Raw genomic sequence first — 23,805 nt, 5'->3', positions numbered from 1 at the left:
CTTTAAAAGTTTATCATTTTGCCTTCTGGATATCAAATGAATTAAGACGATCCATCAGGAAGTTTTTCATAAGGCTATTTCTCTAAAAGCACCTGTTTTACACCTGCTTCAAAGCTTGTTACTTCAAGCTCTGGAAAATGTTTTTTAAACTTGTCTGAATTAAATACATTGTCCTCTGCATAACGCGGAAGAAGCTCTTGCAATTCTTTCGCTTTTTGGCTGAAAAGGGCCGCCAATTTGAATTGCCACATCTTAATTATTGTGTATTGAAGTTTTTTTCCTGTGATTTCTTCTGAAAGTGTAATGATGTCCTGATAAGTCAAGCTTGGTGCGCATGGCAAATGCCAAGTTTGACCATAAGCATCCGCATCATTCCCTATGAGAGCCATTGCACGGCTAGCATCGGGTGTCCAAATCAAGGTTCTCAAACGAGTAGCACTCAAGGGAATTTTTATTTTTCTATTCTCTTTAATTGCATTGAAGACCATTGTATTTGTTATACTCTGCGTCTGACCTGGGCCATAAAACTCCGGCGCGCGGCAGATTACAGCTTCGAGCGAATGGTGCTCTATCTCCTCAATTATCATTTCTGCTAATCGGGCACGTACCGTGGATTTTCTTCCCGTCGGTTCAAATTTAGTGTCTTCATATTGTATTTCCGCATTTTTAGGGTACATATAGGTATTATCAAAGAAAACCAATTTACTTTGGTGCAGCTTACAAGCGTCAATGACATTTTTCATCATCAGAGGAAATTGTTCTTCCCAAAGCTCAGAATTCATCGGTAAACCGGCTGTAAAATAAACAATCTCACTGCCAGCAATCGCTGCATGCGCTTCCTCAGCCTTCAGTAAATCAGCCGAAAACAAGCTATCTGTTGGGTTTACTTTACGTGGTTTTCTACTCACAAGCCTAATATCTTTTGTATATTTTTTAAAAAGTTCCTTGGCCAGCTCTTGACCAATCTGTCCATTACTTCCTAGTATTGTTTGCATTATGCAATCTCCTTTATAAGCATTTTAGCGACTGACCTTACAGAAAACGGATTTTGTCCCGTGATAAGTTGCCCATCTTGGAGGGCAAAATCTTTATAGAATCTTTTTTTGCACCATGTTGCCCCACGGCTTTTGGCTACCTCTTCATTGAGAAAAGGAACGATTTTTTTCTTGCCTGCAAGAACTTCTTCAGCTGTTGTAAAACCCGTTATCTTTTTCCCTGAAATGATGTATTGACCTTCTTGGTTCTTAAGATTAAGTAAACCAGCGATACCATGACAAACGGAAGTGAGATAACCACCATGCGCATAAATAGCTTGGGCGATACCTTTTATTTCTGGATTATCTGGAAAGTCCCACATCACACCGTGGCCACCTGTGAAATATATGGCACGATAGTCTTGCGAGATTACTTCCTCAGGTTTCAAAGTCTTTTTTAAAGCTCTTTCGACAAAGTCTTGCCGCTCATAAATGTTCCAAATGGCTTCATCCATATATTTCATACTCCGTGGGTCAAGTGGAACATAGCCACCATTTGGGCTAACAAAGTCATAAGCAATACCATGTTTTTGGAGTTCATCAACAAATTCTGCACTTTCGCCCAGCCAAAGCCCTGTCGCTTCATCGGTATTCTTATAACGCTTAATATTTGTTTCGACAATCAAAACTTTATTCATTTTTCTTGCTTTCCTTTCATTATCCTTGTTACTTCATCCAGAAAATGTTGTAATTTCATAATTTCTGATGTATCGTGTTCAAGATAGTAAAAGTTTCTTGTTCCTTCTGAACGATAATTGACTATCTTTGCTTGTCTTAAGATTTTCAAATGATGTGAAATAGCGGGGCGCGATAAGCCTGTAGCTTCGATTAAATCTCCAACTTGTATGCCTTTGCAATCACTCTTCTCCAATAACTTAATAATAATTGCTTGTCTCTTTTCATCACCTAAAGCAATTAAAAAGTCGCTGACTTCACTTAGTTCATGTTTTAAATGTTCAAATTTCATTATTACTCCTTATTGGTTTATGTTTTTAAATCATTAAACCATTATCTAACCTTACTGTCAAAAAATTGGATTGACAACCTATTCGTTTTTTTTTAAGAAAATAAAAAAACTCACAGCACCAAAGGCTATGAGTTTTTATTTTTATATAAAACAATTATTTAACTTTAACTGAATCTGTAATTGCTTCAACAGCCTTCTTCATTGCGATATCGTGTTGGAGCATGTCAACTGGAAGAAGTTTTTCAACTTGTTCAACAGGCATGTTATATTGTGCAGCCAAGTCAGCAATCTCAGCTTTAACTTCTTCATCTGTAGTTTCGAAGTTTTCTGCTTTAGCAATTGCTTCAATAACAAGGTTTGTACGCACACGTTTACCAGCATCTTCTTGGTATTGTTCGTGCAATTGCTCTTCAGTAGTACCTGTGATTTGGAAGTACATTTCTGGAGAGATACCTTGTTGTTGCATTCCACCAAGGAATTCGTTCATTGCGCGGTGAACTTCTTCGTGAATCATTTCTTCAGGAATTTCTTTGATTTCAGCATTTGCTACAGCTGTTTCGATAGCTGCAGTTTCAACAGCATCGTTGTAAGCTTCAGCTTTAGCATCTTCAAGTTCTTTACGGAATTTAGCTTTGAGCTCATCCAAAGTTTCAACTTCTTCGTCAATATCTTTTGCTAATTCATCATCAAGTTCTGGAACTTCTTTTGCTTTAACTTCGTTAACTTTAGTTGCGAATACTGCTTCTTTACCCGCAAGATCTGTAGCTTGGTAGTCTTCTGGGAAAGTCACTTTCACGTCGATTTCTTCGCCAGCTGAAGTGCCAACAAGTTGTTCTTCAAAGCCAGGGATAAATTGACCTGAACCAAGTTCTAAACTGTGGTTCGCACCTTTTCCGCCTTCAAATTCAACACCATCGATAGAACCAACAAAATCGATAACTACTGTATCTCCGTTTTCAGCTTTACCTTCTTTAACAGTCAATTCAGCAAGGTTGTTTTGTTCTTGTGTCAAACGTGCTTCAACTTCTTCATCAGCAACATCTTTAGTTGCTTCTACTGAAACTTCCAAGTTTTTGTAGTCACCAAGTTCTACTTCAGGCTTAACAGTTACTTCAGCTGTCAATTCCCAGTCAGAACCTTTTTCCATTTTAGTGACATCAATTTTTGGTTGAGCAACAGGTTCGATACCTGCTTCTTTTACAGCTGCATCATAAGCAGTTGGCAATACGGCATTCAAAGCTTCTTCGAAAAGAGCTTCTTCACCATACATGCGGTTAAACATTTGACGGCTGATTTTACCTTTACGGAAACCAGGCACTGAGATATTACCTTTTACTTTATTGAAAGCTTTGTCAAGACCGTTTTTGATTGTTTCTTGGTCGATTGAAAATGAGAGTGTACCAGTGTTAACACCAGTTTTTTCAAAACTTGCAGTCATTAATTATTTCTCCTTATTTATGAGCCTTGAGCTCAGAAATTTCATACCTTTCTAGAATAGCATAAAAACTGAGTGAATTCAACTTTTTGAACAATTATTTTTCGCGCTTTTCTTTGAGTTTAAATCAAAAAAAAAGCTTGCAAAAGCAAACTTTTATGGATTTAAACGTTGCATGACTTCTTGCCATAGGTCGCCACTAAAAACACGGGACGCTTGTCCGCCGCCTAGTACACCATAGCCTAACATCAAGCCCGCTGCACCTGCTATAAGGACAAGTACAAGAACTAAAAAGACTAATGAAAGGCGAACGCCTAATACTTTAATCGTTTTTTTAATCATCAATTTCCTCAAGTTCTGGAACACGTTCAATATCTGCTCCAAGTGATTTTAATTTTTCATGGAAGCGGTAATAACCACGATCAAGGTGACTTAATTTACGTACTGTAGTTTGACCTTGCGCAACCATACCAAGCAAAATTAATGCTGCACTTGCACGTAAATCTGTTGATTTAACTTGTGCACCTTGTAATTTTCGTGTGCCTTGGATGATGGCTGTGTTACGTGTAATATCGACCGTTAAGCCCATACGACGCATTTCTTCTAAATGTTGGAAACGATTTTCAAAAACCGTTTCAATCATTGTTGATTCACCCTTAGCGATAGCTTGAGCCGCAGTCATTTGCGATTGCATGTCTGTTGGGAAACCAGGATGTGGTAAAGTTTTTACATTTGTTGCTTTTAAGATTTCAGGACCTAGAACACGAAGTCCTTCATCTTCTTGGACAAACTCCACACCCATCTCAATCAATTTAGAAATTAAGGGACGGTTGTGCTCACGAACCGCATCTTTGATTAACACATCGCCTTGTGTCATTGCCGCTGCTACCATGAAGGTTCCAGCTTCGATACGGTCTTGTACAACTGCGTGGTTAGCTCCATGCATTTTTTCAACACCTTTGATAATAATTGTATCTGTACCAGCACCTTTGACATTTGCACCCATCTTATTGAGCCAATTTGCAAGGTCAACAATTTCAGGCTCGCGTGCTGCATTTTCTAAAGTTGTTGTTCCTTCTGCTAGAGTTGCAGCCATCATCAAGTTTTGTGTGGCACCTACTGATGGGAAGTCCAAATAGATATGTGCACCACGTAGCTTTTCAGCCTTAGCTTCAATGTAACCCGCTTCTTGAGTAATTTCCGCCCCCATCAATTCAAAGCCACGCAAGTGGAGATCGATAGGACGCGAACCAATTGAGCAACCTCCGGGCATTGAGACACGAGCATGCCCGTTTCGAGCTAAAATTGGACCCATTACAACGATAGAGGCACGCATTTTGCTTACAAATTCGTAGGGTGCTTTTGTTTTTACTTTAGAAGCTGCTTGTGCGTGAACCGTCTTGCTTTCTTCTGAAAACTCTAAGTCAACTCCAAGATGATCCACTAAATTGTTCATCATGTAAACATCGCTCAAGATAGGAACATTACGAAGAATAATTTCTCCCTCGCTTGGCAAAAGTGTCGCTGCAAGCAAAGGCAAAACAGCATTTTTTGCTCCTTCAATTTCTACAGTTCCTTTAAGGCGGGTATTTCCACCCTTGACAATTATTTTATCCATTTATACATTCCTATAATTTCTTTATTCTGAAAGACACCCTAAATTATAGCACAATGAATCTTTTCGTCAACTTTACAGGATTATGTCTGTCCTTTGTATTAGTTGTTCAACTAAATGTGCAGGCAGGCTATAAACGTACTGACGGTCTATAAGATTGGGTTTTGCTCCCTCAAAGGTTTTGGTCACAAAACCGAGTTTTTCGGTCAAAATACCTCCTGCGGCATAATCCCAAGGTTGTAAAAGGCTAAAATAAGCGACAGTTTTTCCTTCAAGAAGGTCCGCATAGGCCATTCCTGCGCTGCCTAACATCCTTACTCCTAAAGTAGTTAAACTAAAGTCCGTTAGTTTATATAAGTTTTTACGATAAATCATTGAATTGATTGAAAGTAGACTTTTTTCAAATGCTTGCGGTTTATAGAAAAGCCTTCTATCATTGCAAAATACTTCTTGCGCGTTATTCCAATAAAGTTTGTCCGCCATTACATCAAGAATTAATCCAAATTGGGGCTGACCTTTTTCATAATAAGCCAGCATCACAGCAAAGTTATCTTGCTGCACCACGAAATTTATCGTACCATCAATAGGATCTAAAATCCAAAAATTGTCTTGACTACGGTCAAAAGCTGCTGTATTTCGTCCGGCTTCTTCGGCTAGAATTTTATCCTGAGGATAATTCTTCCTAATTTCTTCAATGATGATTTCTTGAACCTGCTGATCAAAATTTGTCACCAAATCACTAAAATTACTTTTTTGCGAAACTTCCAAAGTTTGATGAATATTATCACGAAGAAAAGCTCCGGCTTCTCTCACCCAAGTTTTTGCTTGTTTAAGCTTTTTCAAAGCGAACAAATTGTCTTTCACTCGCTTGTACCTCCTTGACGGCACGATAAAGCGAATAACCACTGTTTTCTTCGAATTCTCGCCCCAGCTGTTTTTCTTGCATCTTGGAAGGTACAATCTTCTTGAATGTTTTATAAGCCTCCAAGAATTCTTCTTTGTTCACTTTACTCTCATAAAAATTTTCCACTTGATTGAAAAAAGAGAGCACTGCAGTCATTTCAGCAGTACTCCAACTTAAATCAAGTGGATATTGATAATTAGCTTTCATTATTCCCACTCTCCCTTATTCAGTTAGAAGTCGTTTACGGCACGTTTCATTTCCGCACGACGATAATGACGAGGTAAGAAAGCACGAATCTCGTCTTCATTAAAACCAATTTGTAACAAACGATCATCTGTGATAATCGGACGACGTAAAAGGTTTGGATACTCTGTTACAAGATTAATCAACTCGTTAATGGTCAACTCATCAAGATCCAAAGCAAGCTTTTGAAATATTTTTGACCGAATTGAAATAATATCTTCCGTTCCGTTTTCTGTTTTTGACAAAATTTTACGTAAGTCATCATTTGTCATCGGCTGTGTCAAAATGTTGTGCTCCGTATAAGGGACACTGTGTTTGTCCAACCATGCACGTGCCTTACGGCAACTTGTACATGAAGGCGATAAGTATAAATCAACCACTTTCTTTCCCCATTCTATCTAGGCTGTAACCAATTATTAAACTTGAGCAGCGCTATTATTTGTTACTTATTATACCAAAAATTATAGATTAAAAAAAGTGCGTTTTTTTACTATTGTGTAAGAATTTGTGTCTATGTTACATATTGTTCATATCGTCACAAATTTCTTGTAAATCTTCAAATCTAATCAATTCCATATTATAATTTGATGTCTTTTGCATCCTATCCGTAATAAAATGGAGCTTAGTTTCGTTTTCTTCGTCATATAAAACTAAAGAACCATCTGAATTTTCGAGCAAAAAATCGTTATACTGACGAAATTGACTTGGATTTTCGTAATCTTCGTAAGCATATTTAACATAATCTACATCTTTAAATTCACGCAATTTTGCTTGATTCGCCTCGTTCCAGTTTTTTCCCTGCGTTTCAAAGGGAAAAATACTTGCAATATGGAACTCGTATTCTGTTTGTAATTCTTTAGAAACTTGTAATGCCCAATATTCAAAGCCTAAATTACCCGTGAAAATAACCCATTTCAATCCTTTGTCCAGATACGCTTCCAATCTTCTTTTAAAGGCTTTTTTGATAATTTTAATTTTGATATCCTTCTCATCAAAAATCCCTAAATCAAAAGCTGTGTAACCTGTAATAAGCAATGTTTTCATAACGGATCCTTCCTTGCACAATATAAGGCATCATATTTTTTCTTTTCTTGATTATCCAAAAACATCTTTTCTCCTCGTTTATACTTTTTATACGACTTACGCAAAAATAAAGGAGCTATTTTTATTGCTGTTATTAAAATTTGAAAGTAAAGAAACTAATCGCAAACTCTACAATAAGATACCATTTTAACTGTAATAATCCAAAAGACAAATAATTTGCTATAATTACATTATACAATAGAAGTAACAATTTAATATATGGAAAAACACACATGCTAAAATATCCTCAAGGATTAAATAAACAAAGAAAAAATTTTTCAGGAAAACAAACAGAGAAAAAAGTGGTGCATAACGCTGCGAAAAGTACTCCGAATATGGTAAAATCTAAATCGGCAGTAAAATTTGGTAAACGTGGTATGAACTTTGAAGCAGAGATCAATGCGACTAATGATTATTATCTTGCACATGATATCGCTGTGATTCATAAAAAACCCACTCCTATCCAAATTGTAAAGGTTGACTATCCCCAACGTAGCCGTGCTAAAATTACCGAAGCCTACTTTAGACAGGCTTCAACTACAGATTATTCTGGCGTCTATCAGGGAAGATATATTGATTTTGAAGCTAAGGAAACCCATCAGAAGACAAGTTTTCCTCTGAAAAATTTTCATGAGCATCAAATCGTCCATATGTCCAAAGTTCTTGAACAAAAAGGCATTGCCTTTGTGCTCTTACACTTTGCCTCTTTGGACGAAACTTACTACTTGCCATCTGAGAATTTGATTCGTTTTTATCAAGAAAAAAAAGGCTTAAAGTCTATTCCTCTTGATTATATTAAGCAACATGCTTATCAAATCCCATCAAATCAGATTCCTAGAATCCCTTACTTGGATATCGTTAATCAACTTTGCGAGGTGAATTAAAATTCCTACTAACAAACGAAAAAAATCAAAAATGAATCGAAATAAAAACACTGCAGTTAAAAGATCTCTCATTTCAACATTGAAATGGGCTTTAATTCTGATTTTTTCAACAATTATTCTGACTTTTGTTGCTGCTGGTGCGCTCTTTATTTATTACGCAAAAGATGCACCAAAATTAGATATGAGCAAATTGGAGTCACCCCCATCAACGGTCGTTTATGACAAGGATGAGAAAGTAATTGCTACTCTTGGTGCGGAACAACGTGATTTAGTACAGACTGATAATATACCTGTCATGCTTGTTAATGCTGTAACCTCGATTGAGGACCGCCGCTTTTTCAATACACGCGGTGTTGACCCAATACGTATTGCTGGTTCTTTAGTCAATAACTTACGTGGTGGACATATGCAAGGTGGTTCTACCTTAGATATGCAGTTGATTAAACTGTCTTTCTTCTCTACTGACTCAGCTGACCAAAACATGAAAGTCAAAATTCAAGAAGCTTGGCTTGCCTTACAGCTGGACCAAAAATGGTCAAAAGAGCAAATCTTTACTGCTTATGTCAATAAAGTCAATATGGCAAACGGTTATTACGGTATGGGGACAGCTTCTCAAGCTTACTATAATAAACCGTTAACAGACTTGTCTATCGCACAGTTAGCCCTACTTGCGGGTATGCCACAAGCACCAAATACTTATAATCCTTATAAAAACCCAGAAGCTGCGAAGTATCGTCGCGATTTGGTAATCAATGCGATGTACCGCAATGGTAAAATCACTGAGAAACAAAGAGATGAAGCCATCAATACACCAATCGATGACGGTCTTCAAGACTTGAAGAGCGGTGTGAACATTCCTGAATATGCCAATGACTTCATCACCGAAGCCATCAAGCAAGCCAATCAAGAAACAGGAACAGATGCGCCAAATGCTGGCTTAAAGATTTATACTACGCTTGACAGCAAAGCGCAGGAAAATCTATTCAACATTGTCAATACCAATGATTCTGTACCATTCACTGATGACGAACTTCAAGTTGCTTCAACTTTGATTAATACACAGACAGGTGGCGTTGCGGCCCAAATCGGTGGACGTAAGCAAGAAATTGCGGTGTTTGGTTCAAATCCTGCAACAGAATCTACTCGTGACTGGGGCTCAACGATGAAGCCACTCATCGACTACGCACCTGCCTTTGAAAATGGCATTTATACAAGCACTGCCCAAACTATTTCCGACTCTGGTCCTTACTTCTATCCCGATGCTCAAAATATTCAACTGAACAACTGGGACAATCAGTATCTAGGAAATATCTCCGTACGACAGGCTTTAGCTCTTTCACGTAATATCCCGGCTATTAAAACTTTGGATGCTGTTGGACTGGACAATGCGACTGCTTTTGCCAACAAACTCGGATTTAAGTATCCTGTAGAAACAGGAAAATATGATGACAAAGGTAACCCTATTTTTGAACCAGGAACTATGACTTTCGCTAATGGGATTTCAAGTAACTCAAGAAGTAGTGATTCTCAATATGGTGCAAGCTCTGAACGTATGGCTGCTGCATATGCTGCTTTTTCGAACGATGGTATTTACACAAAACCTTACTATGTTTCGAAAATTGTAATGCCTGACGGCTCAACAAAAACTTATGAGCCAGAGCGCACGCGTGCGATGAAGTCTTCAACTGCTTATCTTATTACTGATATTCTCAAAGATGTTATCAAAGGAAACGACGGAACAATACCTGCTCTTTCTACAGGGCTTTATGCACAAACTCCTGGTCTTCCTGAAGCAGGGAAAACAGGAACTTCCAACTACGATGATGCTGAATATCCTAAAGCTCTTGAAACAGCTGGAATCACGCAAGCTCAGCTCCAAGGTGGTTCAATGGCACCAGACGAAAACTTTGTTGGTTACACACCACAATATTCTATGGCTGTATGGACAGGTTACAAAAATAGACTACAACCTGTCTATGGCGAAAATATGTATATCGCTGCTAAAGTTTTCAAAGCAATGATGACAGATTTATATCCTGATCCAACATCTGTTGCAGACTGGCAAATGCCAAGCGATGTCGTAAAACAAGGTTCTGACCTTAGTGTAACAGGAAATTAATTTATGAAAATCGAGAAAATCGTTAGTGAAATTGCTCAGGAAAATGCTTATATCCTGAGCAATTCTGCTTTTAGTATACTTATTGATCCTGGCAGTCAACCAGAAAAAATTATTGCAAAACTCCAAGAGATTGGCAAGCCTTTAAGTGCTATTCTCTTGACTCATGCACATTTTGACCATATTATGGGACTTGACACCCTCAAGCAAGCCTATCCTAATGCTCAAGTTTATCTACATGAAAATGAAAAAGAGTGGCTCAAAAACCCCGAGCTTAATGCTTCAGCTTTAATGCTCCCCTTTCCTGTCACTTGTAAGACTAATATAGATGAATATTATGTCTGTGATACACCTTATAATCTCTCTGGGCTAAAATTCCACGTGCGCCACACACCCGGACATTCTATTGGAGGAATTAGTCTTGTTTTCGAAGAAGAGAGGCTTATTTTTTCCGGTGATGCACTTTTTGCTGGTGCGATTGGAAGAACAGATCTTCCAAGTGGGAATCACACACAATTACTACAGTCCATTGAGGCAGAACTTTTTAGCCTTCCCGATGATTATACGGTTTATCCAGGGCACGGTCCAAGCACAACGATTGGAAAAGAAAAACTTTATAATCCATTTTTCTAATATAAAAAGCCCCAATGGGCTTTTTTATATTCAGCTTAGTAAGCTTCCAGAAATTTCCCTCAAAAAAAACATCTCTATATTAATATAGAGATGTTTTTTATTATACAGATAATGTTTGGCCAGGATAGATATTTCCTGTAATACCGTTCATTGCGGCAAGTTCATCTGCTGTTCTTCCATAAACAGAGGCAATTGACGTTAAAGTATCACCTGATTGAACAGTATAAGAACTAGAAACGGTGCTTGTTGCCATCGTTGAAGCACTTGTAGTTGAAGTTGTCGTCGTTGCACTAGTCCCAGCTGTTGGTATCTGGAGAACTTGGCCTTGCATGATGTGTTCTGTAGCTGAGAGACCATTTTGGGAAAGAATTGCATCCATTGATACACCATAGTGTGCTGCAATATCATAGACTGTATCACCTTCTTGAACAGTATAAGTTTGTGTACCGTATGAACTTGTATCTGTAGAAGTTGTAGTTGTCACATAGCTTGTTGTTGAAGTTGTAGCGACTTCTCCGCCATCATAAGCTGTTAAACCATATTGCGCAATAACAGCATTTAATTTTGAGGCATAATTTGGATCTGTAGCATAGCGTCCTTGCAACCAAGCGGTTGCATCTTGATAAGAGCTTGTATTTTCACGCCAAACACCTGAATACAAGAAAGAGCCACGTAATAAACGTGCTTGTGCAGCACAAGCCTCTGCAACTGAAGCATAAGCTTGGAAAGGTTCCACGACATTATGCATTTGTCCGTCAAGAAATTCTTGTGTAGGCAAATAAACTGGATTTCCTGAAGTGTATTTCACACCGAAAATATTATTATAATTTACAGCTAGTGCACTTTGTCCAGCACTGCTTTCCAAAATACCTTGGGCAATCATAACAGAGGGGTAAAGACCATATTCGTTTGCGACTGGAGTTGCTGCTTCAGCCAACTCTTGTACTGACATTGCTTGTGCTTTCACAGCCCCAAGACTTGTAAGGGCTACAGCAGCTGCGCCAAATAAAAATTTGTGTTTTGTATTCATCTTATAAAAACTCCATAAATAAAATATTCATTATTTCTAAGTATATACTATTTATTATCTAATGTAAAACTATATAATCCTTGATATTATATTTTTATAGCGCTTATTCGCTTTTTTTATGTAAAACTGATAAAGTAGGTTTTATAATAAGAAGCAGGATCATCAAAGATAAAAGGAGAACTCTATGTCTAAAATTTATGAAAACATTACTGAACTCATTGGGCAAACACCCATTATCAAGCTTCGCAATCTTCCTGAAGACAGTGCTGAGGTTTACGTTAAACTTGAGGCATTTAATCCTGGAGGATCAGTAAAAGACCGTATTGCCCTCAATATGATTCGGCAAGCAGAGCGGGATGGACTACTAAAAGAAGGTGGGACTATTATTGAACCAACTTCTGGAAATACTGGAATCGGACTTGCTTTTGTCGGAGCTGCTTTAGGCTACAAAGTTGTGATTGTCATGCCTGAAACCTTCTCACTTGAACGCCGTAAATTAATTCAAGCTTACGGTGCTGAACTTATTTTAACTCCAGCTGCTGGAGGAATGAATGAAGCTATTGCTACAGCAGAGCATCTTGCAGAAGAAAAAGGATGGTTCCTTCCACTTCAATTTGACAACCCGGCTAACCCAGCTGCTCACGAAGCCACAACAGCTGTAGAAATACTGGACGTTTTTGGTGAAACAGGTTTGGATGCTTTTGTGGCTGGTGCGGGAACCGGTGGAACTATTTCTGGGGTTTCCCATGTACTGAAAAAAGCAAATCCTAATCTCAAAAGTTATGCGGTAGAACCTGCAAGTTCTCCTGTCTTAACAGGCGGGCAACCACAGCCCCATAAACTTCAAGGGATTGGTGTTCCTTTTATCCCTAAAGCTTTGGACACTTCTTCTTATGATGAAGTAATTGATGTCCCTGTGGAAGAAGCTTTTACTACTGCTCGCGAAATTGGTTTTAGCCAGGGCTTCCTTGTAGGGATTTCAAGTGGTGCAGCAATTTGGGCTGCTCTTGAAGTTGCGAAAAAATTAGGTAAAGGAAAGAAAGTATTGACCTTGTCTGCCGACAATGGCGAGCGCTACCTCTCTACAGAACTCTATGATTTTTAATTCTTAAACTCTTAACTTAAGAGAAACATCAATAGTTGTAATTTAGCCACGTCTTTACTTAAACAACAGATAAAAAAGCTCCGACACTTAATCGGGGCTTTTATTCTTTTATCAATTCGCTACTTTAAGCATTTCTTGATAAATATTGCGGAAGATTGTAAGAAAGGCTTCAATCTCTAACATATTATTTGTATGGTCCAGACTAACACGTACAGCGCTGGTTGCAAGATCAGGTTTGACATGCATAGCCATGAGTGTGCCGGCAGCAGCATTTTTCTTCGAAGAACATGCAGATGTTGTTGAGATGAAAATCTCATGTTTTTCAAAAGCATGAACAACAACTTCTCCTCTAACTCCACGAATTCCAAAGGTCAATATATTGGGAGCAAAGTCATCCATTTCTGAAAAAAGGATAATTTTTTCTTGCTTAGAGAGTTCCTCAAAGATGATTGCTTTCATTTGACGAATTTTCTCAACTTTATGATCAAAATCAGATAGTGCAAGACGAAGAGCCTTAGCTGTAGCAGCGATACCAGCAACATTTTCAGTCGTCGAACGCTTGTTATTTTCCTGACCACCGCCATGTAAAAGAGGGGCTAAGCGTTTCCCTGATTTAATATAAAGAAAACCGACACCACGTGGCCCGTGGAATTTGTGCGCTGAAAATGTTGCAAAGTCCACACGTTCCAACATAAAGTCCTCAACAGCTATTTTACCAATGGCTTGGACAGCATCGATGTGGAAAGAAATGGTAGGACGATTTTCCAAGAGTTTAGCGATTTCTTTGATCGGTTGAATAGAGCCTATCTCGTTATTTACGGCCATGACAGATACCAAAATTGTATCTTCGCGGATTAATGCCTCAAGTTCTGAAACTTTAACAAATCCCCGTTCATCAACAGGTGCTTCATCAATTTCAAATCCTTGCGTAGCTAACCATGCTGCAGTATTTTTAACTGCAGGATGTTCTATGGCTGAGATAATGATGTGCTTCCCAAATCTTTCTTTTTCATATGCCACACCTTTTAAGACCCAGTTATCGCCTTCTGTTCCACCACTTGTGAAGTAAATTTCCTCTGTATTAACATGAAGTAGATCCGCGATTTGACGGCGTGAAGCCTCCAAAAGACGTGTTGCAGTTGTTCCTAAACTGTGCAAGCTCGAGGGATTTCCCATAATTTTAGTGGCTACATCTGTATATGTGCGTAAAACTTCTGGATTTATAGCGGTAGTGGCTGAATTATCAAAGTAAATGATTTTAGTTTCCCCATTTCTGAATAACATTTAGCAGCTTCCTTAGCTTAAGCAGCGGAAGCATTTTTTCATCCTTACATTCTATCACTTTTTTCTCGCTTTTTACAGCTTGAAAATCATTATATACTCAACTGTTATCTTCATTCTGTTTTACTGCAAGTAAACATGCAAGAGCTACAAATTTTTATAATCAAAGACAATAAAAAATACCATGGTTAACCACGGTATCAGTATTTCTACGCTAGATTATTTAACAGCGTCTTTCAAAGCTTTACCAGCTTTAAATGCAGGAACTGTAGTTGCTGCGATTTGGATAGCTGCACCAGTTTGTGGGTTGCGTCCTTCGCGAGCTGCACGTTCACGAGTTTCGAAAGTACCGAAACCGATAAGTTGAACTTTTTCTCCTTTTGCGAGGAATTCAGTTACTGATTCACCGAAAGCGTTAACTGCTTTTTCAGCATCTTTTTTAGTCAATCCAGCTTTTGCTGCAACTTCAGCAATAAGATCTTGTTTGTTAGCCATTTTAAAAATGTCCTCCATATTTTGTTTTACCTGTTCTTATTAGGCACTTTTCATTTTATCAAATGTTGTGAACCTTTGCAAGCCTAAACAGCGTTTTTCTGCGGTTTTTAGCTGATTTTAAGGTTGAATCATCAAATTAAAAGTAAAGTTTCCACTGACTAAATCTAGCTGATTTGCTTTTAAATATAAATTATCTGCTAAAGTAAGTTGTGGCAGATGTAATATGACTTGATCCTTCGTCGGTAAGACTTCTACAAAGGCTGGAAGCTTAATGCTTGACTTCACATAAGCAAGAACAGCACTTGTTGGTAAGTTCAATGTCCCTGCCGAAACATTCTTCACCTGAAGTGCAACAGAACCATCATTTAAAGCCAAAGGTTCAAAGTAAATATAGAGTGGAATTTTTTGGCCAAAAAGTTGGTAAGAAGCTTCTAAAACAGCTTGACTATTTGATAGATAGAATTTATAACTCATGTCTGAAGTCTGAAAATCTTGCAGATAAGTATTAATAAGCTGGTTTAACTGGTCCCGATTAGTCGTTATTTTAGCGACTTCTGTCGTCTCTTTAGGCTTACTTACTTGTCTCAAAGATTGTTGGTCCCGCACATTAAATACGCGACTCGAAATAAAAGCAAAAGTTCCAAGATTAATTGCTAATAGAGCAAGAAAGAGCCATTTCCAGATTGTTTTTTTATTTTTCATTGATCACCTGATATTCTTTAAATACTGCATCAGCCATGATTTGATAGCCAATATTGTTGGGGTGGAAACTATCTGCTGTATAAAGGAGATCATTGATTTGAGACTGACTTTCAGAAATCCCTTTCTCCCCTCCGATTCCTTTGTAAAGCAAATCGTTAATGGCAATAAAACTCGTATTTTTTTCTTCTTTTACCGTCTCCTCTGTTGCGATATTCCAATTATTAATGATTGTTTGCAAGGCTGTTATATTAGGAAAATTCATATAGAAAGGATTATAAATCCCTAAAACATAGACATGAGCCTTAGGATTATTTAGCCGAATAGTCTCAAAGATTTTTTTCAGCTCATTTTGATAATTACGCGCAGGTTGTTCAAAGTCTTTTTCTTTAAGTTTTGAAAGACGAGCAGCATTATCTCGGATAACTTTCATAACATCATTCCCACCAACAGTCAAAGTGATAAAATCTGCATTTTTTATAGCAGTTTGGATTTCTCTGTCCTGCATTTTTTCATAGATTTGGGTACTTGTATCACCTGCATGACCAAAGTTTTGTGACTCTACTTTTCCTGTGGTTTGGTTTTCTACCTCTTTTGCTAAAAGAGGGACGAAGCCACCTTGGCCTGTTGCATCACCAACACCTTCTGTTAATGAGTCTCCCAATGCCACGTAATTCACGATTTTATCTTGATCCTGTACTTCTTCTTTTAAACGGTTGCCAGCTGGAGTACTCATCAAGGAAAGCAAACAGAATACAAGTAAACTTGCTAGCAAAAAGCCAGCAAGTTCAAGAATAATTTTCAGTTTTTTATTCATAATCAATCATTACAGCCCAAGCACCCGGTCCTGTATGAGTAGCAATAGTAGAGTTAGTATCGAGGATAGAAATTGGTTTTTCAACAAATTTTTGCAAAGCTTCCTTCGCTTTATTAGAAAAATCAAGTCCTTCTACATGTGAAATGCCAATCTCACGAATTTTACGTCCAGAGTTTGCGATGTGTTCTACCGTTTCATCTAACCATTTGGTAAATGTCTTATTCCCACGTCCTCGTGTCATTACACCTAGCTCACGGTTTTTTAGTTCCATCACGATACGTACATGCAAGAGACTTCCCACGATTCCGGTTGTACGACTGATACGTCCGCCTTTAACCAGGTTTTCGAGCGTCGAAATCCCAATAAACAGTTCTGTATTTTCACGTACGTGATTAATTCTCTTCAAGATTTCTTCTTTTCCAAGACCTTCTTTAGCCAATCGTGCGGCTTCCACTACTTGGAATTTCAAACCTTGGTCCGTAAAATCACTATCAAGAACTGTTACATCACGGCCAGATAGCATTGCCCCTTGACGTGCTGCTTGTACTGTACCGCTTAAACTTTCAGTGATGTGGATGGAAATAATCGCATCTTCTTCACTGGCAATTTCTTCATATTTTTCTGCAAAGACCCCTACAGGAGGTTGGCTTGTTTTAGGCAATGCCTTAGAAGCCTTCATTTTTTCCATAAATGAGTCCAAGGGTAAGTCTGAATCAAGGTAAGTTGTCCCGTCAATAGTTACCGACAATGGAACTACAGTAATATCAAGTTCTTCTACTAATTCTGGTTCAATAGTTATTGATGAATCTGTCACAATTTTAATTGTCATATTTTCTCCAAATCAAAATAAAAAGACTTCGATTTCTTTTCTAAACAATCTATGTTAATATATATTAATATTATACCAAATGAACTGCAATTTCGCTAATCCTCTTTTTCAAATTTATAAATATTTTGATTTTAGAAAGCGAAATTATTATGGAAAGAAGGAGATCAATGGAAAAGCCAGCTTCTCGCGCTTATCAAATTGTCGACCAGGTCTTTAATGCCATCACACACGGAGTCGGAACTGGTCTTGCTATTACAGGACTTGTTTTACTCATACTTAAAGGAGTAGCCAATCATTCACCGATACAGATTGTTGCTTTCTCAATTTATGGAGCCTCTCTTGTACTACTTTTTCTCTTTTCAACTTTGGCACACAGCCTACACTTTACACGCGCTCAAAAAGTTTTTCAAGTTTTTGATCATAGCGGTATCTTTTTACTCATCGCAGGAACTTATACCCCTTATTGCCTCGTTACATTAGGAAATTGGCTAGGCTGGGGAATGTTAGCACTTGTTTGGCTTTGTGCGATCTTGGGAATAGTCGTTACAGCTATCTACCTCCCACGATGGAATACCGTGCCTAGAGGTTCAACTGTCCTTTATATTGTTATGGGATGGGTCATCCTCTTTGCCATTTACCCTCTCTGGCAGCTTCTGCCTGCCTATGGCTTCTGGTTTCTCGTTGGAGGAGGCGTAATTTACTCTGTCGGTGCAATTATATACCGTTATAAATTCCCTTTCGCTCACGTGGTCTGGCATCTTTTTGTTCTTGGTGCTGCAATGCTGATGTGGTTCTCCATCTATGGTTATGTGGGATCATAAGAAAAAACGCTATTTATAAACAGCGTTTAAGACATAGGTTTTCAACTTGTTCAAAAGTAAATCATTTTCTTCCACATAGACTTGAGTCTGTGTGGTTTTTTTTGTGTCAGCAAAATGCAAAATGACTTGTATTCCTCCAGGAAACTCCCGTAAAATTCGAGAAATATGCGTATTATGACTTGCATCTTCAAGATTCAACCAAAGTTTACGGTCTGTCTCTTCTACTTCGATGACACGATCAGCTAGCATCTGTAAAGCATCGTTTCTTTCAGAAACTTTGCCAGAAATTAAATAAAATTTTCCTTTTTCGAGATTTGCCATAAACCGCCGATAATTTTCTGGGAAAAGTGTAATATCAAAATTTTCTTTACTGTCAGTTGTGGATAGGAAAGCCATTGTCTCTCCTGTCTTTGTACGATGGGTACGCACAGCAAGCAGCTCGACTAAAACAGTCGCTCGCTTATTTTTTTGCAAATCAGTCAGTGCTGTAAAATTTGTTTTCAGTTTAAGTGCTAAAGTTTGCAAGGGGTGTGGCGTAATCCCTACACCTAAAAACTGCTTTTCATACTCGTATTTCTCGGATTGCAGATAATCTTCTGCATCTTGAAAAGAGAATTTTAAGGCAGATGCACCGAAGAGATCCAGTTGAATATTTTGACTATAATCAATGAGAGTTGATAAGTTTTGAGCCAGCTTCCCTCTGTTCATGTCTTGATCATCAAAAGCTCCAATCTGTACAAGTGGTAGCAAATAATCTTCTTTCTGGAAATTTTGAGGTAAACTTTTCACCAAGTCTGCTAAATCACTAAAGGGCCTATGTTCAACAATCCAAAATGCCATATCTCGTGGAATGCTCCGTACATTTGCTAAGCCCAAGGCGATTTTACCATTTTCTACTCTGTCATGATAAGGCATCCGATTGATGGAAGGTTGCTCCATTTGAAAATCATTATCCAAAGCGTCTTGCATCATGCTCTCTCTTTTACGGTCTCGCAGCTGAACCTCATAAAATTCATCGGGATAATTCGCCTTGAAATAAGCGATTTGAAAAGCTAGAGCAGCATAAGCATAGGCATGAGAACGATTAAAACCATAATTAGCAAAACGTTCAATCAGACGATATATCTCCATCGCTTGTGCTTCGGTGTGCCCCAACTTTAAGCTTCCTGCTAAAAATTCAGCTTGGAGTTCTTCAAATTCTTTTCCTTTTTTCTTTGAGATTGCACGGCGGAGCAAGTCAGCCTTACCCAAAGAGAAGCCAGCAAAGCGTTGTGCAACTTGCATGATCTGTTCCTGATAAATCATAATACCATAGGTTGGCGCTAATATTTCTGTCAGTGTCTCGTCAATAACTTCTACTTTTTCCTGTCCATGTCGGCGGGCAACGAATTGGGGAATAAACTGTGAAGGGCCTGGACGGAAAATAGATGTCGCATCAACAATATCCTCAAACTTTGTTGGAGCTAAATTATGCAAAAAACGTCTCATCTGTGGATTCTCAAATTGAAAAATACCTAGAGTATTTCCAGCCCGGAAAAGTGCTAACGTTTTGTCATCTTCTAAATCTATGTGCAAAGGATCGATGTGAACATTTTTTCGTTTTTGTACTAATTCACATAATCGCTCAATTATCGTTAAATTTCGTAAACCCAAAAAGTCGATTTTCAACAGACCAATTGCTTCAACATCCGGTGCCTCATATTGTGTCAAGGCCAAATCATCGGATGGTTTTAGAGGCACGTAATTGACCAAGGATTCTTGGCTTAACACCACGCCCGAAGCGTGTGTCGATGTTTGACGCGGTAAGCCTTCAATACGAGTAGCTATCTCATACACCTTTTGCAATCGACTGTCGCGTAAAATTTCAGCCTTAAGTTTAGGATTTTCCTCATATTCATCACGAAGCGAACCAAACCGTTGTCTCAACATGCGTGTGAGAGAAGAAAGCTCAGCTTCGTTCATCCCAAAAGCCTTTCCGACATCACGTAAAGCTTGTCGTTTACCTAAGGTCGAGAAAGTCACGATCTGCGCCACATGGTCGCTACCATAACGCCGCTTCATATAAGCAAGCAACTCGGACCGTTTGGTATCAGGCATATCAATATCGATATCGGGCATTGCCACACGTTCAGGGTTAAGGAAACGTTCAAAGAAGAGATTATTTGCTACCGGATCAACATGAGTAATGCCTAAAGTATAAGCCACCAATGAACCAGCAGCAGAGCCACGCCCCATGCCGCAATAGATGTCGTTTTCACTTGCATAGCGTAATAAGTCGGCAACAATAAGAAAATAGTCATCGAAGCCCATTTGATGGATGACCGATAGTTCATGATTGAGACGTGCACGATAGTCTTCTCCTGCAGGCAGATTGACTTCTGCTCTTTCACGAAGAAGCTCCGCTGCATTTCTTTGTTTATCAAACTGAGGCAAGCCTAACTTCTCACTAAAGTCATACGCAATATTTGCAACTAAGTTTTCAAGATTATCTAAGGCTTGAGGATAATTCTTAGCATATAATTTTTCGTAAATTTCTGGTCTCTGCAAAAGTTGGTCATTTGACAAAGTCAACTCTTGATTGTAAGGTATTAAATCACGAATCGCATGTAGAACTTCAAGGCTTTCATTATCGACCTGTGATAAGTAGCGCACAGGCTGAAAAGGAAGGTGCGGAAACTGAAGCGAAGTTCCTCCGGCACCTGTAGGCAAGATGCCAACATATACTTCTGCCTGAATCTGTGAAAGGGCTGAGAGATTCGCATAAGACTCTGGTACCACTAGAACGACATCATTTAAAAAACTCTCAATATCAGAAAAACGGTGACGACCGTAATTATGACTGGAAGAGATTTTTAAAAGATTTTTATAACCCTCAGTATTTTTAGCAATAAAACTAAAGGATACAGGTAAACTGTCCAGCTCAAAAACAAGCTCAACCCCAATAATGGGCTGTATGTTTCTCTTTTGTGCTTCAATCGCAAAGTGATAAGCACCATGTAAATTTCCGACATCACAAATGCCGAGCTGTTTATAGCCCATTTTTTCTGCCACATTCAGATAATCATCTACTCGGACAACACTATCTAAAAAACTGTACTCTGTTTTGGTGTTGAGTTGTGCAAACATTTGGCTCCTTTCTCCTTTGTTTTTATACTTTTTTCGCATAATTCTTGAATTTTAGCTCTAATAGTATTATACTTTATTTTGAAGAAAAATCGAAAGAAGAATTATTATGAAAGTACTTGTAACTCTTTTCTGGTCAGCCGTTATCGGCGAAGTTGTAGGTTACATCATGACCGCACTCGCTGGGGTAGCTGACAAGCCGTTTAGCACTTTGGTTGTCTCACTGGTATTCGGACTTTTTGTTTTACTCATTAGTAAAGTCGGAGTTGTGGAACCAAAGCATTAATCTCTCTTTCAAAGACCGATCAAAAAAAGCAGGTTTTTAATCTGCTTTTTTTGTGTCATAATAATCCTTTTCTTGTAGCTCCCAATACTCTTGATCTGTCTCACTAATTTCTCTTAAAATACGTGCCGGATTTCCCACAGCGATGACATGTGCGGGCAGATCTTTAGTAACTACTGCTCCTGACCCTACAATCGTTCCTTCGCCAATACTAACACCTGGATTCACAATAACACCTGCACCGAGCCATACACGATCGCCAATAGCGATTGGTTTTGCATATTCAAGCCCTCGAACCCGAACAGCTGCATCGATAGGATGCAATGGTGTAATCAGGCTTACGCGAGGTCCAAACATCACATCGTCTCCAATAGTGATTGGTGCAACATCCAAAAAAATACAATCCACATTGGCATAAAAATTTTCACCAATGTGTGTGTTAAAACCATAATCGACTTGAAGTGGCGGATTCACATAAATAGATTTTCCTGTACTCCCAAACAATTGTTTCTCTAAAGCAATAATTTCTTTTTGATCCATTAGGCTGGTTTGATTTATCTTTTGGGCAAGTACTCTTCCTGGTTGTGGATCATACTCTTTTTCAATCTTAGATGCTCTATAAAGTTGTCCTGAAATCATACGTTGATACTCTGACATGGCTTCTCCTCTCAATATTGCATCCAGTATATCAAATTATGATAGGAAAAAATATTAAAAAGTAAGCACTAAAAAAATCCCCAACTTAAGTAGGGATTTTTATTTTTACATGTTTTCCACTGCAGCTTTAACAAAGGCTTGATAAAGCTCTTCTGGACGGTTTGGACGTGATTGTAATTCTGGGTGATATTGACAAGCAACGAAGAATTTCTTATCGGTTAACTCAACGATTTCGACCAAACGGTTGTCTGGGGAAACACCAGAGAATGTAAAGCCTGCCGCTTCAAATTGTTCACGATATTTATTATTAAATTCATAGCGGTGACGGTGACGACGTTGAACGACATCCGCATCGTTATATGCCGCACGTGCTTTAGTGTTTGCTTTTAGTTTTGATGGGTAGAGTCCTAAGCGCAAGGTTCCTCCCATGTCTTCAACATCAACTTGGTCACGCATGATATCGATAATTGGATATGGTGTTTCTGGGTTTAATTCGTAAGAATGTGCCCCTTCCATGCCGAGAACATTGCGCGCAAACTCCACGCATGTCATTTGCATACCCAGACAGATCCCCAACATTGGAACGTCGTTTTCACGTGCATAACGGATAGCCGAAATTTTACCTTCTGATCCACGTTCACCAAACCCACCAGGAACGATAATACCATGTGCATCTTTCAAACGTGCAGCAGCATTGCTATCGTCCAAGTCATTGGCATTTACCCAGTCCAATTCGATATCGCTGTCTGCTGGGTATCCGGCATGTTTCAATGCTTCTGTCACTGAGATATATGCATCTGGTAATTCTACGTATTTCCCAACCAAGGCAATCTTGACTTTTTTCTTGAGGTTCATCACATGGTTAACCATTGCTGCCCACTCTGTCATATCAGCTGCAGGTGCATCAAGTTTCAAGTGATCACAAACGATTTGATCCATGTTTTGCTCTTGCAAGTTTAACGGAATTTGGTAAAGATGTTCCACATCTAGAGACTGGATAACTGCTTCAGGATCAACGTCACAGTACATAGCTACTTTATCACGCATTTCCCGTGTGATTGGAACTTCTGTACGAAGCACCAACATATTCGCTTGGATACCATACTCACGTAATGTTTTTGTTGCATTTTGTGCAATTTTTGTTTTCAACTCCCCAGCTGCACGCAAGTGGAGGATTGGCACAGTGTGAATGTACATCACATTATCTGAACCAACTTCGGCTTTCATTTGACGTAGAGCCTCAATAAACGGAAGGGATTCCATATCACCTACTGTACCACCCACCTCAGTGATGATAACATCCGCATCAGTCATAGTTGCTGCACGCTTAATTTTTTCTTTTAATGTATCCGTAACGTGAGGTACCATTTGAACTGTGGCTCCAAGGTACTCCCCTTTACGCTCTTTGCGTAAAATTTCAGAGTAAACTTTACCTGAAGTTACATTTGAGTATTTATTAAGATTGATATCAATAAAACGCTCGTAGTGTCCAAGGTCAAGGTCTGTTTCAGCACCATCGTCTGTAACAAAAACCTCACCGTGTTGATAAGGACTCATTGTCCCTGGGTCAATATTAAGATACGGATCAAATTTTTGTACAGTTACTTTAAGGCCACGGTTTTTGAGCAAACGTCCCAAAGACGCTGCAACAATACCCTTACCCATTGATGATGTACCACCACCTGTGACGAAAATATACTTAGTTGCCAATGCGAAATCTCCTCTGTTTTCTATATTAAGCCTGGGAAAAT

25 protein-coding genes are annotated in these 23,805 nt (G+C 38.6%); 6 read left to right on the top strand and 19 right to left on the bottom strand.

The features are described 5' to 3' along the window. Window positions 1-74: 74 nt before the first annotated feature. The 10 genes from J0J33_RS04070 to J0J33_RS04025 form a co-directional block, all read right to left on the bottom strand. Entirely contained in the window at window positions 75-995 is a 921-nt protein-coding gene (locus J0J33_RS04070) for an NAD-dependent epimerase/dehydratase family protein (protein WP_206888241.1), read from the bottom strand. Next, window positions 995-1,672: a type 1 glutamine amidotransferase domain-containing protein gene (locus tag J0J33_RS04065; protein WP_019294158.1), complete on the bottom strand. Its 678-nt coding sequence runs from the start codon at window positions 1,670-1,672 to the stop codon at window positions 995-997. Before J0J33_RS04065 ends, J0J33_RS04070 begins: the two co-directional genes overlap by 1 nt. Beyond that, entirely contained in the window at window positions 1,669-2,001 is a 333-nt protein-coding gene (locus J0J33_RS04060) for a helix-turn-helix transcriptional regulator (protein WP_019294159.1), read from the bottom strand. The genes J0J33_RS04065 and J0J33_RS04060 overlap by 4 nt, the downstream gene beginning before the upstream one ends. Before the next feature lie 154 nt (window positions 2,002-2,155). Next, the gene (gene tig, locus J0J33_RS04055) at window positions 2,156-3,439 is read right to left on the bottom strand and encodes a trigger factor (protein ID WP_019292627.1); all 1,284 of its coding nucleotides are present in this window, start codon (window positions 3,437-3,439) and stop codon (window positions 2,156-2,158) included. Window positions 3,440-3,592: 153 nt separating this feature from the next. Further along, a complete protein-coding gene (locus tag J0J33_RS04050; protein WP_017370713.1) occupies window positions 3,593-3,778 on the bottom strand; it encodes a DNA-directed RNA polymerase subunit beta in 186 nt (61 codons plus the stop codon). Next, complete coding sequence (gene murA / locus J0J33_RS04045) at window positions 3,771-5,054, bottom strand: UDP-N-acetylglucosamine 1-carboxyvinyltransferase (protein WP_019292629.1); 1,284 nt, start codon at window positions 5,052-5,054, stop codon at window positions 3,771-3,773. Before murA ends, J0J33_RS04050 begins: the two co-directional genes overlap by 8 nt. Window positions 5,055-5,126: 72 nt before the next feature. Further along, on the bottom strand, window positions 5,127-5,915 hold the full coding sequence (locus tag J0J33_RS04040; protein ID WP_019294160.1) for an inositol monophosphatase family protein: 789 nt from the start codon (window positions 5,913-5,915) through the stop codon (window positions 5,127-5,129). Continuing rightward, on the bottom strand, window positions 5,881-6,162 hold the full coding sequence (locus J0J33_RS04035) for a UPF0223 family protein (RefSeq protein ID WP_019294161.1): 282 nt from the start codon (window positions 6,160-6,162) through the stop codon (window positions 5,881-5,883). Before J0J33_RS04035 ends, J0J33_RS04040 begins: the two co-directional genes overlap by 35 nt. A 23-nt stretch (window positions 6,163-6,185) precedes the next feature. After that, window positions 6,186-6,578 (bottom strand): transcriptional regulator Spx, encoded by a 393-nt coding sequence (gene spx / locus J0J33_RS04030; RefSeq protein ID WP_003133982.1) that lies wholly within the window; start codon window positions 6,576-6,578, stop codon window positions 6,186-6,188. 136 nt (window positions 6,579-6,714) lie between these two features. Continuing rightward, the gene (locus J0J33_RS04025; RefSeq protein WP_029345876.1) at window positions 6,715-7,242 is read right to left on the bottom strand and encodes an SLOG family protein; all 528 of its coding nucleotides are present in this window, start codon (window positions 7,240-7,242) and stop codon (window positions 6,715-6,717) included. Between the two features lie 272 nt (window positions 7,243-7,514). Between J0J33_RS04025 and recU the strand changes: the two genes are divergently transcribed. The 3 genes from recU to J0J33_RS04010 are packed head-to-tail and all read left to right on the top strand — an operon-like array spanning window position 7,515 to window position 10,914. After that, window positions 7,515-8,165 carry a Holliday junction resolvase RecU gene (gene recU, locus J0J33_RS04020; protein ID WP_019294163.1) on the top strand — a complete coding sequence of 217 codons (651 nt, stop codon included), beginning with the start codon at window positions 7,515-7,517 and terminating at the stop codon, window positions 8,163-8,165. 31 nt (window positions 8,166-8,196) lie between these two features. Further along, window positions 8,197-10,284 carry a transglycosylase domain-containing protein gene (locus tag J0J33_RS04015; RefSeq protein ID WP_206921790.1) on the top strand — a complete coding sequence of 696 codons (2,088 nt, stop codon included), beginning with the start codon at window positions 8,197-8,199 and terminating at the stop codon, window positions 10,282-10,284. Between the two features lie 3 nt (window positions 10,285-10,287). Continuing rightward, the gene (locus J0J33_RS04010; protein ID WP_019294165.1) at window positions 10,288-10,914 is read left to right on the top strand and encodes an MBL fold metallo-hydrolase; all 627 of its coding nucleotides are present in this window, start codon (window positions 10,288-10,290) and stop codon (window positions 10,912-10,914) included. Between the two features lie 100 nt (window positions 10,915-11,014). Here J0J33_RS04010 and J0J33_RS04005 read toward each other — a convergent pair whose 3' ends face one another. Next, on the bottom strand, window positions 11,015-11,944 hold the full coding sequence (locus J0J33_RS04005; protein ID WP_019294166.1) for a glucosaminidase domain-containing protein: 930 nt from the start codon (window positions 11,942-11,944) through the stop codon (window positions 11,015-11,017). 184 nt (window positions 11,945-12,128) lie between these two features. Here J0J33_RS04005 and cysK point away from each other — a divergent pair, with 184 nt between their 5' ends. Continuing rightward, window positions 12,129-13,049 (top strand): cysteine synthase A, encoded by a 921-nt coding sequence (gene cysK / locus J0J33_RS04000; protein WP_019294167.1) that lies wholly within the window; start codon window positions 12,129-12,131, stop codon window positions 13,047-13,049. Between the two features lie 111 nt (window positions 13,050-13,160). Here cysK and J0J33_RS03995 read toward each other — a convergent pair whose 3' ends face one another. The 5 genes from J0J33_RS03995 to J0J33_RS03975 all read right to left on the bottom strand — a co-directional run bounded on the left by J0J33_RS03995 (window position 13,161) and on the right by J0J33_RS03975 (window position 17,170). After that, window positions 13,161-14,306 carry a cysteine desulfurase family protein gene (locus J0J33_RS03995; protein WP_029343523.1) on the bottom strand — a complete coding sequence of 382 codons (1,146 nt, stop codon included), beginning with the start codon at window positions 14,304-14,306 and terminating at the stop codon, window positions 13,161-13,163. Between the two features lie 243 nt (window positions 14,307-14,549). Then, complete coding sequence (locus J0J33_RS03990; RefSeq protein WP_003133973.1) at window positions 14,550-14,825, bottom strand: HU family DNA-binding protein; 276 nt, start codon at window positions 14,823-14,825, stop codon at window positions 14,550-14,552. A gap of 117 nt (window positions 14,826-14,942) precedes the next feature. Then, window positions 14,943-15,527: a YpmS family protein gene (locus J0J33_RS03985; RefSeq protein ID WP_019294169.1), complete on the bottom strand. Its 585-nt coding sequence runs from the start codon at window positions 15,525-15,527 to the stop codon at window positions 14,943-14,945. Then, window positions 15,517-16,341, bottom strand: coding sequence for an SGNH/GDSL hydrolase family protein (locus J0J33_RS03980; protein WP_029343524.1), 825 nt, complete (start codon window positions 16,339-16,341; stop codon window positions 15,517-15,519). The genes J0J33_RS03985 and J0J33_RS03980 overlap by 11 nt, the downstream gene beginning before the upstream one ends. Then, the gene (locus J0J33_RS03975; RefSeq protein WP_019292641.1) at window positions 16,334-17,170 is read right to left on the bottom strand and encodes a DegV family protein; all 837 of its coding nucleotides are present in this window, start codon (window positions 17,168-17,170) and stop codon (window positions 16,334-16,336) included. The genes J0J33_RS03980 and J0J33_RS03975 overlap by 8 nt, the downstream gene beginning before the upstream one ends. 167 nt (window positions 17,171-17,337) lie before the next feature. Between J0J33_RS03975 and J0J33_RS03970 the strand changes: the two genes are divergently transcribed. Next, complete coding sequence (locus J0J33_RS03970) at window positions 17,338-17,991, top strand: hemolysin III family protein (RefSeq protein WP_019292642.1); 654 nt, start codon at window positions 17,338-17,340, stop codon at window positions 17,989-17,991. A 9-nt stretch (window positions 17,992-18,000) separates the two neighbouring features. Here the strand turns inward: J0J33_RS03970 and J0J33_RS03965 are convergent, their stop codons facing one another. After that, window positions 18,001-21,117, bottom strand: coding sequence for a DNA polymerase III subunit alpha (locus tag J0J33_RS03965; RefSeq protein WP_206888233.1), 3,117 nt, complete (start codon window positions 21,115-21,117; stop codon window positions 18,001-18,003). 106 nt (window positions 21,118-21,223) lie between these two features. Between J0J33_RS03965 and J0J33_RS03960 the strand changes: the two genes are divergently transcribed. Beyond that, window positions 21,224-21,400 carry a DUF2929 family protein gene (locus tag J0J33_RS03960; RefSeq protein WP_017369403.1) on the top strand — a complete coding sequence of 59 codons (177 nt, stop codon included), beginning with the start codon at window positions 21,224-21,226 and terminating at the stop codon, window positions 21,398-21,400. Window positions 21,401-21,436: 36 nt separating this feature from the next. On the opposite strand, the gene J0J33_RS03955 is transcribed toward J0J33_RS03960, so the two are convergent. After that, on the bottom strand, window positions 21,437-22,054 hold the full coding sequence (locus J0J33_RS03955; protein ID WP_173816825.1) for a sugar O-acetyltransferase: 618 nt from the start codon (window positions 22,052-22,054) through the stop codon (window positions 21,437-21,439). Between the two features lie 105 nt (window positions 22,055-22,159). Beyond that, complete coding sequence (locus J0J33_RS03950; protein WP_019294172.1) at window positions 22,160-23,764, bottom strand: CTP synthase; 1,605 nt, start codon at window positions 23,762-23,764, stop codon at window positions 22,160-22,162. Between the last annotated feature and the right edge of the window lie 41 nt (window positions 23,765-23,805).

Source organism: Lactococcus sp. LG1267 (assembly GCF_017309545.1).
Taxonomy (GTDB): Bacteria; Bacillota; Bacilli; order Lactobacillales; family Streptococcaceae; genus Lactococcus; species Lactococcus petauri.
This window is presented reverse-complemented; position numbering and strand designations above follow the sequence as displayed.